The 15,018-nt window shown below is 64.5% G+C and carries 6 protein-coding genes; all 6 read right to left on the bottom strand.

Translation table 11 applies throughout. From position 1 onward, the window contains the following. Nucleotides 1-178: 178 nt before the first annotated feature. Nucleotides 179-8,755, bottom strand: a complete 8,577-nt coding sequence (locus tag AC1VON_RS17790) for a glycoside hydrolase family 94 protein (protein ID WP_483124358.1) — start codon at nt 8,753-8,755, stop codon at nt 179-181. Between the two features lie 289 nt (nt 8,756-9,044). Next, on the bottom strand, nt 9,045-9,623 hold the full coding sequence (locus AC1VON_RS17785; protein ID WP_483124357.1) for a HutD/Ves family protein: 579 nt from the start codon (nt 9,621-9,623) through the stop codon (nt 9,045-9,047). Between the two features lie 12 nt (nt 9,624-9,635). Then, complete coding sequence (gene hutU, locus AC1VON_RS17780; RefSeq protein ID WP_172350980.1) at nt 9,636-11,306, bottom strand: urocanate hydratase; 1,671 nt, start codon at nt 11,304-11,306, stop codon at nt 9,636-9,638. A 29-nt stretch (nt 11,307-11,335) separates the two neighbouring features. Next, nucleotides 11,336-12,154 carry an N-formylglutamate deformylase gene (hutG, locus tag AC1VON_RS17775; RefSeq protein ID WP_172350981.1) on the bottom strand — a complete coding sequence of 273 codons (819 nt, stop codon included), beginning with the start codon at nt 12,152-12,154 and terminating at the stop codon, nt 11,336-11,338. Further along, nucleotides 12,154-13,695 (bottom strand): histidine ammonia-lyase, encoded by a 1,542-nt coding sequence (hutH, locus tag AC1VON_RS17770; protein WP_483124356.1) that lies wholly within the window; start codon nt 13,693-13,695, stop codon nt 12,154-12,156. The genes hutG and hutH overlap by 1 nt, the downstream gene beginning before the upstream one ends. Continuing rightward, a complete protein-coding gene (gene hutI, locus AC1VON_RS17765) occupies nt 13,692-14,921 on the bottom strand; it encodes an imidazolonepropionase (RefSeq protein ID WP_483124355.1) in 1,230 nt (409 codons plus the stop codon). The genes hutH and hutI overlap by 4 nt, the downstream gene beginning before the upstream one ends. Nucleotides 14,922-15,018: the final 97 nt, after the last annotated feature.

The raw sequence follows: 15,018 nt of genomic DNA, 5'->3' as shown, positions 1-15,018 counted from the left end.
CAGCCTTGCGGCAAAATCATGGCAGCAGCCGAGCACTGCCACATTTTTAATCACGACGGTATTGCGGGGCTTAATCGGAAGGCATCTTGCGGGCGCATTCGCGGACCGCGTGCAAGTAACGAGACGCAGCGTCGCGCGTCCCGAAGGACGCGCGAATAACTAACCTAAGCTATTGACTTTACGCTGGTATCTTGACCACGATCTCGGTCTTACTGCCGGCTTTGGGTTCGAATGAAGCGGACTTTGTTTTCGAACCGTCGACTTCAAGCGAGATCGTCTTGGTCTTTTTGTCGCGAATGACATGAACCTTGATCTCGGCGCCAAGCATCTTGAGCGTGGCGTGGTAGCCATCCCAATGGCTGGGCAGTTTCGGCCGGAACGTGATCTGCTTTCCGCGCCGTTCGATGCCGAGGATGCCCTCGACCGCCGCCCGGTAGAGCCAGCCCGCCGAGCCGGTGTACCAGGTCCAGCCGCCACGCCCGCCCTTGTCTTCTCCGGCATAGATATCGGCCGCCACCACATAGGGTTCGACGCGATAGTGTTCGGCCGAGGCCTCGTCGATTGCGTGGTTGACCGGGTTCAGCATCGAGAAGCAGCGATAGGCTTCGTCGGTCTGTCCCATCTCGGCGAGCGCGATGACGAACCACGTCGCAGCGTGGGTGTACTGGCCGCCATTCTCGCGCACCCCCGGCGGATAGCTCTTGATGTAGCCAGGATCCTTCTGCGTCTTAGAAAAAGGCGGCGTGAACAGTTTGACGATCTTGAGCTTGTCGTCCACGAGCAGGCTGGTTGCCTGCCGCATCGCCGTCGTCGACCGCGCCGGGTCACCCTCACCCGAAAGCACACTCCAGGACTGGGCGATGGAGTCGATCCTGCACTCTTCGGACGTGCGTGAGCCCAAGGGCGTGCCGTCATCGAAGCTGCCGCGCCGGTACCATTCGCCGTCCCATGCCGTGCTTTCAAGCGCCCGCTTCAGCGCATCGGCATGCTTTGCCCAGGCCTGCGCGCGCTTGCTGTCGCCCTCGGCCTTGGCGACGGTGGCGAAGTCGCCGAGCGTCTTCAGCAGGAACCAGCCCAGCCACACGCTCTCGCCCTTGCCGTGTTCGCCGACACGGTTCATGCCGTCGTTCCAGTCGCCGCCAAGGATCAGCGGCAGGCCGGCAGGGCTGCTGCGCTTGACGGCGAGGTCGAGCGCGCGCGCGCAATGATCGTAGAGTGATACCGTCTTCTTCGAGATTTCCGGAGTGAAGAAGGCATCGTGCTCGCCCTCGCCCAGCGCCTGTCCATCGATGAAAGGCAGCTGCTCCTTCAGGATCGCGGCGTCGCCGGTCACCGTCAGGTAGCGCGCCGTCGCATGGGCCAGCCAGACCACGTCGTCGGAAATCATCGTGCGCACGCCGGCTCCGGTGCGTGGCAGCCACCAATGCTGCACATCGCCCTCCGGGAACTGCCGCCGCGCGGCGTTGAGGATCTGGTCGCGCGCCAGCGTCGGATCATGCGCCAGCAGCGCCAGCGTGTCCTGCAACTGGTCGCGGAAGCCGAAGGCGCCGCTTGCCTGATAGAAGGCCGAGCGGGCGCGGATGCGGCAGGCAAGGCTTTGATAGGGCAGCCAGTGATTGACCATGGCGTCGAGCCCCTTGTCCGGCGTCTCGACCTGGATGGTATCGAGGAAGCCGCGCCACTCCCGCTCGTTGTCGGCCAGGCGCTGGTCGAAATCCTTGCCCCGGTGCTTTTGCACCAGCGCGCTCGCCTGCGCCGCGGAATCGGCATCGCCGAGCAGCCAGAGCAGCGTGACGTCGCCGCCGGCCGGGATCTCGATGTCGCGGGCGATCGCCGCGCAAGGATCGTCTCCGGCCTCGACGCGACCCGACAGCGCCGCGCCGCTCAGCACCGCCTGCGGCAGCTCGCTGGACCCGTGCCGGCCGAGGAACTCGGAACGATCTGCCGTCACCGAATGAGCAGCGGCATCAGCGGCGAGGAAGGCCACGCGCTCGCTGAAATCAAGCCCGTAGGGGTTTTGCGCCAGCAACGCGCCGGTCGCGCTGTCGCGGGACGGAACGATGGTCGCCGCGGTGCGTGACCGGTGCCCGCCAAGCACCCATTCGGCGTAAGCATAGACGCGCAGCCGCGCCGGCACCGAGCCGGAATTCTGGATGCGCAGCCGCGTGACCTTCACCGGATCAATGGGGTCCACGACATGGGTCAGGTCCATCGACAACGGCCCGCGCTTCGAGCGGAACGTCGAGAAGCCCTGCCCGTGCCAGGCCTCGTAGGTCATCGAGGGATCGCGCACCATCGCCGCGAGCGGCGAGAACGCCCGGCCGCTGGCCTGATCGTAGATATAAATGCCCTCGCCCGGCCGGTTCGAGACCGGATCGTTCGACCACGGCGTCAACTGGTAGTCGCGGCTGTTGCGGCTCCAGGTGAAGGCGGCACCCTCGGCCGAGGTGTGGAAGCCGAACGAGGCATTGGAGACGACGTTGATCCAGGGCTGCGGCGTGCTGCGCCGGCCAGCCAGGCGCACCACATAGTGCCGTCCGTCGCCGTCGAAACCACCAAAGCCGTTCCATTGGTTGAGGCCAGTGCCGTCGGCGCTGACATCCGCCACGGCCTGCGAGGCAAATGCATGCGCCGCTGGCGTCGAAATCTCTCGCAGCGTCGGCAACCCGGCCGGCACAATGGCGTCGCGCGCCTGCAAGGCAGCCGCCTCGGCCCGCTCTATCTGATCGAAGATAGTCCCGTTGCGCGTGTGCAGCACCACCCGGGCGACGGCGAGCAGCGTCTTGTAGGTGGTCTCTTCCATCAGGTCGCGGCGCACCGCGAAAATATGCTGTCGTGGCCCGAGTTCCTTGCCGCGCAGACGGCTGTTTTCGCACAGCGTCTCGACCGCCCGCTGCAGGTCCTGGACATAGGACGAGGCCTGCTCGTTGACGACGACGAAGTCGATCATCATGCCGCGGGTACGCATATATTCCTGGAAGCGCAGCGCCTGGGCGACGATTTCCAGGTCGGCGACGTCGCCGATCCTGACCAGGAAGATCGGAAAATCGCCCGAAATGCTGGTCGGCCACAGGCTCGACTGCTTGCCCAGGCCCGACGCGATGGATTCGGCGGGCAGGCGCAGGAACGCATCGGGATAGATCAGATAGCGTGCCAGTTTCTGCACATTGGCCGCATCGGTCAGGCTGAGGCCCATATGGCGGGTCTGCACCTGGCTGCGCGTCCAGGCAAGCATGGCCTGGCGGGCAAAGCTCTCCTGATGGTCAAGCCGATTGATGGCCTCGTCCAGCTCGGCGCGATTGGCCCCGACCACGGTCCAGAAGGTCAGCGATATCTTCTTGTTGGCGGGCACGCGTACCTGGCGGCGCAACGAGGCGATAGGATCGAGCGTGAAGCCGGAATGGCCGCCTAGTCTCGCGCCTGGATCGAAAGCGGCGGCATCGACGATGGAGCGGCCACGGCCGATGAAGGCGCGCCTGTCGGTCTCGGCCTCCGCATCGCGCGCCGGCCCGGACGGATCGGTGACGAAATGCGCCAGGGTGATATCAGGCTCGCTGGTTTCGCGCTTGCGGCGCGTGGCGAAGATCGCGCCTTTGTTGGCGGCGATCTCAGTCTCCACGAACATCTTCGAGAAGGCCGGATGGGCGTTGTCGGACGCCTCCGAACCCAGCACCAGTTCGGCGAAGGACGTCACCTCGATGTGACGATCGGATGTGCTTTCATTGTAGAGCGTTATGCGACGGCCTTCGCCATTGCCTTCGGAAACGACGATACATTCGACCTCGGAGCGCAACGTGCCGACCGATTTGACGAAGCTCGCCTTGTCGTCGGAGAACAGGGTCTGCGCCTTCTCCTCGGCCGCGCGCTTGGGCCCCGCCGTTGCCGACCACCAGTCTCCGGTGCTGACGTCACGCAGGAAGATGTAGGAGCCCAGACGGTCCTCGACTGGATCCGGCTGCCAGCGGGTCACGGACAGATCGCCCCAGCGGCTGTAGCCGGAACCGGTCGCGGTCACCATCACCGAATAACGGCCATTCGACATCACATTGGTCGAGCGCAACGCCCGCAAGGGATCAAGCACGATGCGGGTGTCGGGGCTCTCGGTCTCGGTCTCGTCCTTGGCTCGCTCGTCGGCTTCGGTCCTGACGGTGGCGGTCGGGATGTCGCGCGGCGCCCTTTCCTGCAGCAGCAATTCAGCCGATTCAATAACCGGATCGCTGTGGAAACGGTCGCGCAGGCGACCCTCGAAGATCGCGTCGGCGACCGCCGCGATCGACATGCCCGAATGGTGCGCATAGTAATTGAGCACGACCGCGTGGTTGGTGCCTTCCGGCACGCGCTGCGGCGTGAAATCGACAGCATCGTAATAGCCATGAGGGCCAAGCGCACCGATCTCGCGCAGCCGGGACAGGTTCTGCACGGCTTCGCGCGGGTTGAACTGCGCCGCCAGGATGGTGGCGTAGGGCGCGATCACCGTGTTCTGGCCAAGGCCGCGCTTCAGCCCAAGCCCGGGCACGCCGAAATTGGTGTACTGATAGGTCAGTTCCCGATCGCGGGCATTGTAGGCCGCTTCCGAAATGCCCCACGGCACGTTCTTCTGGCGACCGTACTGCATCTGGCGCTTGATAATCAGCTTGCTGGTCTGGTTGAGGATCGAGCCTTGCGGCTCCTTCATCACCAGCGGTGGCATCAGATACTCGAACATCGAGCCCGACCAGGACATCAGCGCGCCCTGGAAGCCGATCTCGACGATTGGGCGACCGAGCCGGAACCAATGCTCGGTAGGCAGGTCGCCCTTGGCGATGGCGAACAGGCTGGTCAGCCGCGCCTCGGAGGCGAGAAGGTCGTAGCAGCTTTCGTCGAGCTGGTGCTCCTCGACCCGGTAGCCGATCGACAGCAGCTTGCGTTCCGGCCGCATCAGGAAGGCGAATTCCATCTCGAAGGCGAAGCGACGCGTGCGTTCGCGCAAGGTCAGAAGCTTGGCGCGCAGTGCCTCGACGGCGTTGTCGTCGCTGTGGGCGTCGTGGACGTGCGCCTCGCAAGTCGCCTCCAGTCTTGCCGCCCAGTCGACGATGACGTCGCTCTGAGCCGACGCTGCCTCGGTGTGGATGGCCGTGGCCAGCTTGCGGATCTCGCCCGCCAGCACGGCAAGGTTGATGGTGCGGATCGAGGCCATTTCCGGCTGCGCCTTGATCGTCTCCACGGCACGCCGCATGCCGTCCAGGCGGTCAACGAGGCGCTGGCGCAAGGGCCGCAACTGGCGGCGATCGTCAGGCAACTCATCGAGGCTTTCGCTCAGAATGGTCACCGTGTCGAGAATGCCTTCGAAATCGCCCTGGAGGTGAACGGAAGGCGCTTCCGCCCATTCGGCACAGGCGGCAGCCACCGCCACCAGGTGGCCAGCGAGATTGCCGCTGTCGACAGCCGAGATATAGAGCGGGTAGAGCGGCTTCAGCGTCGTGGTGTCGTACCAGTTGAAGAGATGACCGCGGTGGCGCGGCATGCTCTCGATGGTCGTCATGGTGGCGTCGATGCGGGTGATGGCATCGGACAGGCTGATCCAGCCGAAATCGCGCGCCGAGACGACCGACAGCAGGTAGACACCGACATTGGTGGGCGAAGTGCGCGGTGCCACGACCGGTGCCGGGCTTTCCTGAAAATTGTCCGGCGGCAGATTGTGATGCTCCGCCGTGACGAAGCTTTCGAAATAGTGCCAGGTGCGCCGCGCCACGGTGCGCAGCGCGTGGATGTCGGCCTGCGATATGCGAAGGCGATCCTCGGTTTCGGCCGAGCGGCTGATCCAGCTGGCGATCGCCGGTGAGCCGATCCAGAACAGGGCGAAGAAGAAGGCGACGAAGGCGCCGGTGGAATCGGCCAGCACCGGGATGGCGAGGCCGACGAAGCCGATGATCACGGCGCCGTACATCATGCCATAATAGGAGCCGACATCATTGTCGCCCGCCTTGTGCGCCTGCGAGGCGGTGCGCCATTCCAGGAGGTTCTGGCGGCTGACGAACAACCGGTAGAGCGTGCGCACGATGGCATCGCCCATCATCCAGGCGTTGTGCGCCATCAGCACGATCTTCAGCGCCACCATGGCGGTGCCGAAGGCGACATCTCGAGCGAGAGCAGAGAAATGACCACGCGGCGTCTGGTCGCCGCTCTTGGGCAGGATGGCGTTGACGACGTCGAAAGTCGGCGCCATGAACAGGCTGAGGATCAGCAAGGCCTGCCATTGCGCGGCCTGCGTGAAGGGCAGCAAGGTCCAGCCTGCGATCGCCGCCATCACCCAGAAGATCGGCGTCAGCGAGCGGCGCAGATTGTCGACCATCTTCCAGCGCGACAGGGCCGGAACGCCTGAGCGTGGGTCGAGGATGAAGCCCAGCAACTGCCAGTCGCCGCGTGCCCAGCGATGGTGGCGCGAGGCGTCGACCGAGTAGCGGGTCGGGTAGTCCTCGACCAGTTCGACGTCGGTGACCAGTGCCGCGCGCGCCAGCGCGCCTTCGAGCAGATCGTGGCTGAGGATGGTGTTTTCCTCGATACGGCCTTGCAGGGCGGCCTCGAAGGCATCGACGTGATAGAGGCCCTTGCCGGTGAAGGACCCGTCGCTGAACACATCCTGATAAAGATCCGAGACGGCGAAGACATAGGGGTCGAGGCCGCGATTGGCCGAAAACACGCGCTGGAAGAACGAGGCTTCGTCACCGCTGGTGAGCGAAGCGGTGATGCGCGGCTGCAGGATCGTGTAGCCGGCGGTGACAACGCGCTTGGCCGCGTCGAAATGCGGGCGGTTGAGCGGATGGCAGAGCTTGCCGACAAGGGTCGCCACCGCATCGCGGGTGGTGCGCGTATCGGCATCGAGCGTCATCACATGGACGACTTTTTCGGGCAGCGGCACCTCGAGCGGCAGGAAAGTGGTGTCGCTGTCGCCACGCAGCAGAAGGTCAAGCTCGTGCAGCTTGCCACGCTTGCGCTCCCAGCCCATCCAGGCTCCTTGAGCGGCATTGAAGAGCCGGCGGCGGTGCAGGATGTAGAAGCGCGGCGCGCCTTCCGAAGGATAGCGGGCGTTGAGACGGGCGATCTCGGCGCGGGCATATTCGAGGATCTCGGTGTCGGCCGCATCGATCTCGATCTTGCTGTCGGGCCAGTCCGACAGCAGCGCGAAGTGGATCTCGTCCACCAGATTGGCCAGGTAATGCACTTCGATGTTGCGGATGTTCTCCTCGACATCGTCACGTGAGCCGATCAGCGAAGGGACGACCACAAGGGTGCGCGCCTCGGGCGGCACGCCGTGCCTGTAGTCATAGCCGATCAGGCGTGTCGGCTTGAGGAACAGCGAGACCACGGTGTTAAAGAAGGCAAGCGCGCCCTCGCTCGCCGGCACGGCAAACAGCGCCAGCATCAGCACGATCGAGGCCACCGACAGGCCGAGATTGGCCAAGGCATTGCCGGTGAGGACAAGAAGCAGGGCCGTCAGCGCGAAGACGGGCAGGACGATGCCGAGCCACCCGGTCTTGGCGAAGGTCCGCTTGGCTATCTGGCTGATCGTCGGCCGATAGCCGATCGCCTTTTCCAGCTCCAGCCGGCGTGGGCCGACGAGGAAGAAGCCGACATCGGTATGCGCGGACGGAGCCGGAATGGAATCGTCGCGATCCGATGCATGGTCGCTGGCGGCTTGGCCGGCCAGTTCGATGGCCTTTTCGGCGACGCGGTATTCCGAGAGGTTCGAGCGGCGCGCCAGTTCCTCGATCGCGGTGCGGTATTGGTCGCGGGAGAAGAAGTCGAGCGCGGCGAAATCGGTGCGCTCGCGCAGCACGGTGTCGATGCGGCTGACGCCCTCGAACCATACTGTCCAGTCGACGTCGTTGATGAGGCGCAGGCCGCGGATGATGTTGCCGGTCGTCACATTGCCGCTGGACAGCGTGTGATGCTCGGAGATGATGATCTCCTCGGCATCGGAGCCGGTCTTTTCGAGCTCGCCTTCCAGCCATTCCAGGGCCTTGCCGGCATTCTGCGATCCATCGCGCAGACGATAGAGAAGCTGGGTGGCGAAGGTGGTGTCCTGCGCGTGGGCGCTGAAATTGGCCAGGATGGCCTGGCGGTCGGCGCTGTCGTCGGTCGCCAGAACCTTGTCGGCCACGTCGTTGGCGATCTGGCGCATCTGGCGGGTGCGATTGACCCTGACCGCCAGCCGGCGGAGATTCTCGATCAGCACGAAGCGCAGCAGCGATGGCAGCGCCCAGAGTTCACCGATCTTCAGCGGCTCGACCGACTGAAAGCCCTGGACGATGGACTTGAACATGGTCGCGGAGACGGAACTGTCCGAATGCGCCACATAGGTCCAGGCCAGCGCCAGCGCGCGCGGCACGGTGCCGCCATCAGGCAGTTTCAGCGTCGGCAACTGGCGATAGAAGCGGCGCGGCAGATCGCGCTTGACCTGGAAAATGGTCTCCTCGACCAGGTAGTTGTTGTCGAGCAGCCATTGGGCGGCCGGGGTGATCGTTTCGCCCTTGGCCTGCGCCGCATTGGTCGAACGATAGACTTCGAGGATCTTCTTGGCACTGTCGCGGATGCGGGCCTGGAAATCGAACGGGGTCAGGCCGAACAGGTCGGCGAGATCGCCTTTTGCCAGGCTTTCGCCGAGCAGCCGGAGCCGTTCGTCCGGCAGGAATGTCGACCTTATCGGCTCTTCCGTGATGGCCGGAAAGCTCGCGCTGGTCTTCTCGATCTGGGCTGGATTCGTCTGAATATTCATTGAAAATTCCGTAAGCGGGCACTCAGCGGCGTTACCGCCACGGCAATGGCCCTAAAACCGGTTCAAATGCAATTGGTTGCATCAGCCCCTATGCCGAAAGTTTGTTTCCGCACCACGACAGGGCGTCCATCTTTCGACCAAACTCAAAGACGAGCGCCCCTCGCTCCCGTCAGGATCGATCGACGGAGAGGATTCGGGCTTTTTCGTGATGCCGGCAAGAGCTTACGCTATATTTCGCCGGCATTGCGATCATGTTTGGAAACAGGCGGTAACCGTTAGCGCGAAAGCGTCAGGCCGCGATGGTTATCCGGATCACGAACAACGTGGTATCCCGCACGGGTTCAACCCGCAGGATAGGTGCATCCGGCCCGAGCAGCAGCGTGTCGAGCGGCCCGAGGCGAATTGACCCGGCGTCGGGGAAAACAGCTTCGCCCTTGTGACAAAGGATGAGGGTCGAACCGGCCTCGGTTGCGATTTCCACAGGGCGCGAAATCGCCAGACGTTCGACCGAATGCAGCGTGCGGCCGCGGCGGGTCATGACGTTGAGATCGGTGATCGGGCCGGCGATCAGGGCCGCACTGGTCGGCAGGTCGGCCGGAAAGAAAAAAGGCGCGGAAGCCGGCGTTAACTGGGCCGCCGGCTGGCCGGCGATATCAAGCACGATCCCCTCGCCTTCGAGCACCGTCAGCGTGCGGTCGATGCCGGCAAAGCTGGAGAACGGCCCGCTGCCCTCGACACGTGCCATCGAGACGCGCCAGACGAAATCATCAAGGCCGGCGCCGTCAGGCGAGACCGCGATCTCGGTCGTCGCGCCGCCACCGTTCTTCCACGGCATCACGCGGTAGTCGGCGGCACGAAGGATGCGCATGACGTCAGCCTATCACCCGAGAATACCGGGCAGGTTGAGCTGATGCTCCCTGGCGCAGTCGATGGCGATGTCGTAGCCGGCATCGGCGTGGCGCATGACGCCGGTCGCCGGATCGTTCCACAGCACGCGCTCCAGGCGCCTAGCGGCGTCCGGCGTGCCGTCGGCGACGATGACCATGCCGGCATGCTGGGAGAAACCCATGCCGACGCCGCCGCCATGGTGCAGCGAGACCCAGGTGGCGCCCGACGCGGTGTTGAGCAGCGCATTGAGCAGCGGCCAATCGGAGACGGCGTCGGAACCGTCCTTCATTGATTCCGTTTCGCGGTTCGGCGAGGCGACCGAGCCGGAATCGAGGTGATCGCGGCCGATGACGACCGGCGCCTTGAGTTCACCCTTGGCCACCATCTCGTTGAAGGCAAGACCCAGCCGGTGGCGGTCGCCAAGACCGACCCAGCAGATGCGCGCCGGCAGGCCCTGGAACGCAATGCGCTCACGCGCCATGTCCAGCCAGTTGTGCAGATGGGTGTTGCCGGGAGTGAGTTCGCGCACCTTGGCGTCGGTCTTGTAGATATCTTCGGGGTCGCCGGAGAGCGCGGCCCAACGGAACGGCCCGATGCCCCGGCAGAACAGCGGGCGGATATAGGCCGGCACGAAGCCGGGGAAGGCAAAGGCGTTCTCGAAACCTTCGTCCTTGGCGACCTGGCGGATGTTGTTGCCATAGTCGAGCGTGGGCACGCCGGCGTTCCAGAACGCCACCATCGCCTCGACGTGTTCGCGCATGGAAGCGCGGGCCGCCTTTTCGACAGCCTTGGGGTCGCTGACGCGCTTCTCGCGCCACTCGGCCATCGTCCAGCCCTTCGGCAAATAGCCGTTGATCGGATCGTGGGCCGAGGTCTGGTCAGTGACCATGTCGGGGCGGATGCCGCGCCTGAACATTTCCGGCACGATCTCGGCCGCATTGCCGAGCAGGCCGACCGACTTCGCTTCGCCGGCCTTGGTCCAGCGTTCGATCATTTCCATCGCCTCGTCGAGCGTCTCCGCCTTCTCGTCGACATAACGGGTGCGCAGGCGGAAATCGATCGAATCCGGGTTGCATTCGATGGCAAGGCAGCAGGCGCCGGCCATGACGGCGGCCAGCGGCTGGGCGCCGCCCATGCCGCCGAGACCGCCGGTCAGGATCCATTTGCCCTTGAGGTTGCCGCCATAGTGCTGGCGGCCGGCCTCGACGAAGGTCTCGTAGGTGCCCTGCACGATGCCTTGCGTGCCGATGTAGATCCACGAGCCGGCCGTCATCTGGCCGTACATCATCAAGCCCTTCTTATCGAGCTCGTTGAACTTGTCCCAATTCGCCCAGTGCGGCACGAGGTTGGAGTTGGCGATCAGCACACGCGGCGCATCGGCGTGCGTGCGGAACACGCCAACCGGCTTGCCTGATTGCACCAAAAGTGTCTCGTCCTCGGCAAGCGTCTTCAGCGAGGCGACGATGCTGTCGAAATCGTTCCAGGTGCGCGCGGCCCGGCCGATGCCGCCATAAACGACCAGTTCGTTGGGGTTTTCGGCAACCTCGGGGTCGAGATTGTTCATCAGCATGCGCAGCGGCGCTTCGGTCGTCCAATAGCGGGCGTTGAGCTTGTCGCCGCGCGGCGCACGGACTTCGCGAATGTTGTGGCGAGGATTGTTCATCATTGTCCCTTCGAGTAAGGCGGCGCGCGTCAGCGCCCGGCCCAGTCAATGGCGGTTTCGAGAATCTGCTTCAGCGTGGCGCGGATCGGTGCAGCAAACCCGGCGTCGTAGGGTACCGGCCAATTGTCCGGTTCACCCTTTTCCTCGGGCTCGCGCATGTATCCGCGGTTGGAGAGCTCCATCTGCAAGGCGTGGACACCCTGTTGCGGCTGGCCAAAATGGCGTGTGATCCAGCCGCCCTTGAAGCGACCGTTGACGACAAAGGTTTCGCCGGTTTCGGCCATGATCTGGCTGACCATTGCCTGCAGATTCGGATCGGCGCTCTTGCCGTCATTGGTGCCGAGGTTGAACACCGGCAGCGTGCCTTCGAACAGGCGCGGCAGCACCGAACGGATCGAGTGGCAGTCGTAGAGGACGATCTTGTCATGCAGGCCACGCAGCCGGGCGATCTCGGCCCGCAAGGCGGTATGATAAGGCACGAAGAATTTCTCGCGACGCTCGTCGACCTCCGACGGTCCCGGCTCTTCGCCCTCGCGGTAGAGCGGATCGCCATCGAAGGTCTCCGTCGGGCACAGGCCGGTCGTCGCCTGGCCGGGATAGAGCGAAGCACCCGAAGGATCGCGGTTGACGTCGATGACGGTGCGCGAGATCGCGGTGTGGACGACGGTGGCGCCGAGGCTGCCGGCAAAGTCATAGAGGTTATCGATCCACCAGTCGCAGTCGCGCCGGCCGAGCCAGGGCGAGACCAGCCGGTTTTCGAGGCCGGCAAGGTCGATGCCGGTGTGCGGGATCGACACCAGCAGGGGTGCTGTGCCTTGGCTAACGGTGAGCCAGGGTGTGGCGGCCATCACGCCGCTCCTGAAATCGAGGGCAGCGCCACCGCGCCGGCAGCCCTGACGGTCGCGCCGCTGCGCACCATGGCGATTGCCTTCTCCATGTCGGGATGAAAGTGCCGGTCATTGTCGAGATGCGGCACTTCGGCACGGACCAGCTTGCGCACAGCCTCCAGCGCATCGCTCGACGCCAGCGGCTGGTGGAAATCGCACCCTTGCGCGGCGGCCAGCAATTCGATGGCGATCACAGCCGTCGCATTCTCGACCATGCCGATCAGCCGGCGCGCACCATGCGCGGCCATCGAAACGTGGTCTTCCTGATTGGCCGAGGTCGGGATCGAATCGACGCTGGCCGGATAGGCCTTCTGCTTGTTTTCCGAAACGAGTGCCGCCGCCGTCACCTGCGGGATCATGAAGCCGGAGTTCAGGCCGGGCTTCGGCGTCAAGAAGGCGGGCATGCCCGACAGCGCCGGATCGACCAGCATGGCAATGCGGCGTTCGGACAGCGAGCCGATCTCGCAAACGGCAAGCGCGATCATGTCGGCGGCGAAGGCCACAGGCTCGGCGTGGAAATTGCCGCCGGAGAGCGCGGTATCATCCTCTGCAAAGATCAGCGGGTTGTCGGTGACGCCATTGGCTTCGGTGCCCAGCGTGTCGGCCGCCTGGCGCAGCACGGTGAGTGCCGCCCCCATCACTTGCGGCTGGCAACGCAGGCAATAGGGATCCTGCACGCGCTCGTCGCCGATACGGTGCGATTCCCTGATAGCGCTGCCGGCCATCAGATTGCGCAGCGCGTCCGCCGTCTCGATCTGGCCGGGATGCTTTCTCAGCACATGGATACGCGCATCGAACGGAGCGTCGGACCCCTTTGCCGCGTCGGTCGACAAGGCGCCGGCAACCAATGCCGACTGGTAGAGCACTTCGGCCTCGAACAAGGCGGCAAGCGCATAGGCGGTGGAAAACTGGGTGCCGTTGAGCAGCGCCAGGCCTTCCTTGGCGCCCAATGTCACTGGCTCCAGGCCGTGCGAGACGAAAGCGACCTTGGCCGGGAAGCGGCCATGCGGCGTGAAGCATTCGCCGACGCCGATCATCACCGCCGTCATGTGCGACAGCGGCGCGAGGTCGCCGGAAGCGCCGACTGAGCCCTGCGCCGGCACGACGGGGATGACGTCGTTGGCAAGCATCGCTTCCAGCAACTCGATGGTTTCGGGACGCACGCCGGAGGCGCCCTGCGCCAGGCTGGCAAGTTTCAGCGCCATCATCAGGCGGGCGATCGCGACCGGCATCGGCTCACCGACGCCGGCGGCGTGCGACAGCACGATGTTGCGCTGCAAGGTTTCGAGATCGCCGGCCGGGATGCGCACGCTGGCCAGTTTGCCGAAGCCGGTGTTGATGCCGTAAACCGGCTCACCCTTGGCAACGATCCTGGCGACAGCCTCGGCGCTCGCCTTGATCTTTGGGCGGCAGGCATCATCCAGCTTCGGCACGTCGCCACGGTAGATGGCGCGCCAGTCGGCCAGCGTCGCATTGCCGGGCTTCAAGGTCAGTTCGGTCATTGTCCTCTCCATATGCGGGCATGGAGCGGGTTGAAGCCCATGCGGTAAACGAGTTCGGCGGGACGCTCGATGTCCCAGATCGCCAGATCGGCGGATTTTCCGACTTCCAGCGTGCCGGCCTTATCGAGAAGGCCAAGCGCTCGCGCGGCCTCGCGGGTGACCCCGGCAAGGCATTCATCGACGGTCAACCCAAAGAGCGTCGCGGCCATATTCATGGTGAGCAACAGCGAGGTGAGCGGCGAAGTGCCGGGATTGCTGTCGGTCGCCACCGCCATCTTCACACCATGGCGGCGAAACAAGTCGACAGGCGGCTTCTTGGTTTCGCGGATGAAGTAATAGGCGCCTGGCAGGATCGTCGCCACCGTGCCGGCCTTCGCCATCGCGGCAGCGCCCGCCTCGTCCGTATATTCGAGATGGTCGGCCGACAGTGCGCCATAGCGGGCGGCAAGCGCTGCTCCGTGCAGGTTGGACAGCTGGTCGGCGTGAAGCTTGACCGGCAGGCCCAAGGCCTTGGCGGCATCGAAAACCCGCGCCATCTGCTCCGGCGAGAAGGCGATGCCCTCGCAAAAACCGTCCACCGCATCGGCCAGTCCCTCGGCGGCAGCCTCCGGAACAATCTGCTTGGCGACCAAATCAATAAAAGCGTCCTTGTCACCCTTGGCTTCGGGCGGCAGTGCGTGTGCGGCGAGGCACGTCGTGCGGACGGTGACGGGGCGCTCATTCGCCAGCCGGCGGGCGGCGCGCAACGACTTCTTCTCGTTATCGAGATCGAGGCCATAGCCCGATTTGACCTCGACTGTCGTGACGCCTTCCGCCATCAGCGCATCGAGGCGCGGCAGCGTCTGGGCAACGAGTTCATCCTCGCTGGCAGCACGCAATGACTTGACCGAGGAAACAATACCGCCGCCAGCGCGGGCCACTTCTTCATAGGTAGCGCCAGCCAGCCGCATCTCGAATTCGTTGGCACGGTTGCCGGCATAGACCAGATGGGTGTGGCAATCGATCAGGCCGGGCGTGATCCAGCGGCCCTCGCAGTCAATGGTCTCGGCGCCCTGCCCTGCCGAAGCCGGCATCTCCACTTCGGCGCCGACATAGACGATAAGCCCGTCGCGGGCAGCAATTGCGCCCTTCTCGACGACGCCGAGGCCAGCCGTGCCGTCGGCCATGGTCGCCAACCGCGCATTGCGCCACAGACGAAAGCCGCTCTTCCCGTTTGCTCCAACCATCATCTTTTCCATTTGAAAGGATGGCAATTATGTATATACATATTGAAACGCGGCGCAAGTGGTATCGTCGCCCGGGCATGCAGATTTGGAGGCGGAC

This window comes from Mesorhizobium sp. HAY1-8B, from assembly GCF_056868045.1.
This window is presented reverse-complemented; position numbering and strand designations above follow the sequence as displayed.

Coding starts and splice junctions, on each gene's coding strand:
- hutU (WP_172350980.1), bottom strand. CDS start 11,306: ATGAACAATCCTCGCCACAACATTCGCGAAGTCCGTGCGCCGCGCGGC.
- hutG (WP_172350981.1), bottom strand. CDS start 12,154: ATGGCCGCCACACCCTGGCTCACCGTTAGCCAAGGCACAGCACCCCTG.
- hutH (WP_483124356.1), bottom strand. CDS start 13,695: ATGACCGAACTGACCTTGAAGCCCGGCAATGCGACGCTGGCCGACTGG.
- hutI (WP_483124355.1), bottom strand. CDS start 14,921: ATGGTTGGAGCAAACGGGAAGAGCGGCTTTCGTCTGTGGCGCAATGCG.
- AC1VON_RS17790 (WP_483124358.1), bottom strand. CDS start 8,755: ATGAATATTCAGACGAATCCAGCCCAGATCGAGAAGACCAGCGCGAGC.
- AC1VON_RS17785 (WP_483124357.1), bottom strand. CDS start 9,623: ATGCGCATCCTTCGTGCCGCCGACTACCGCGTGATGCCGTGGAAGAAC.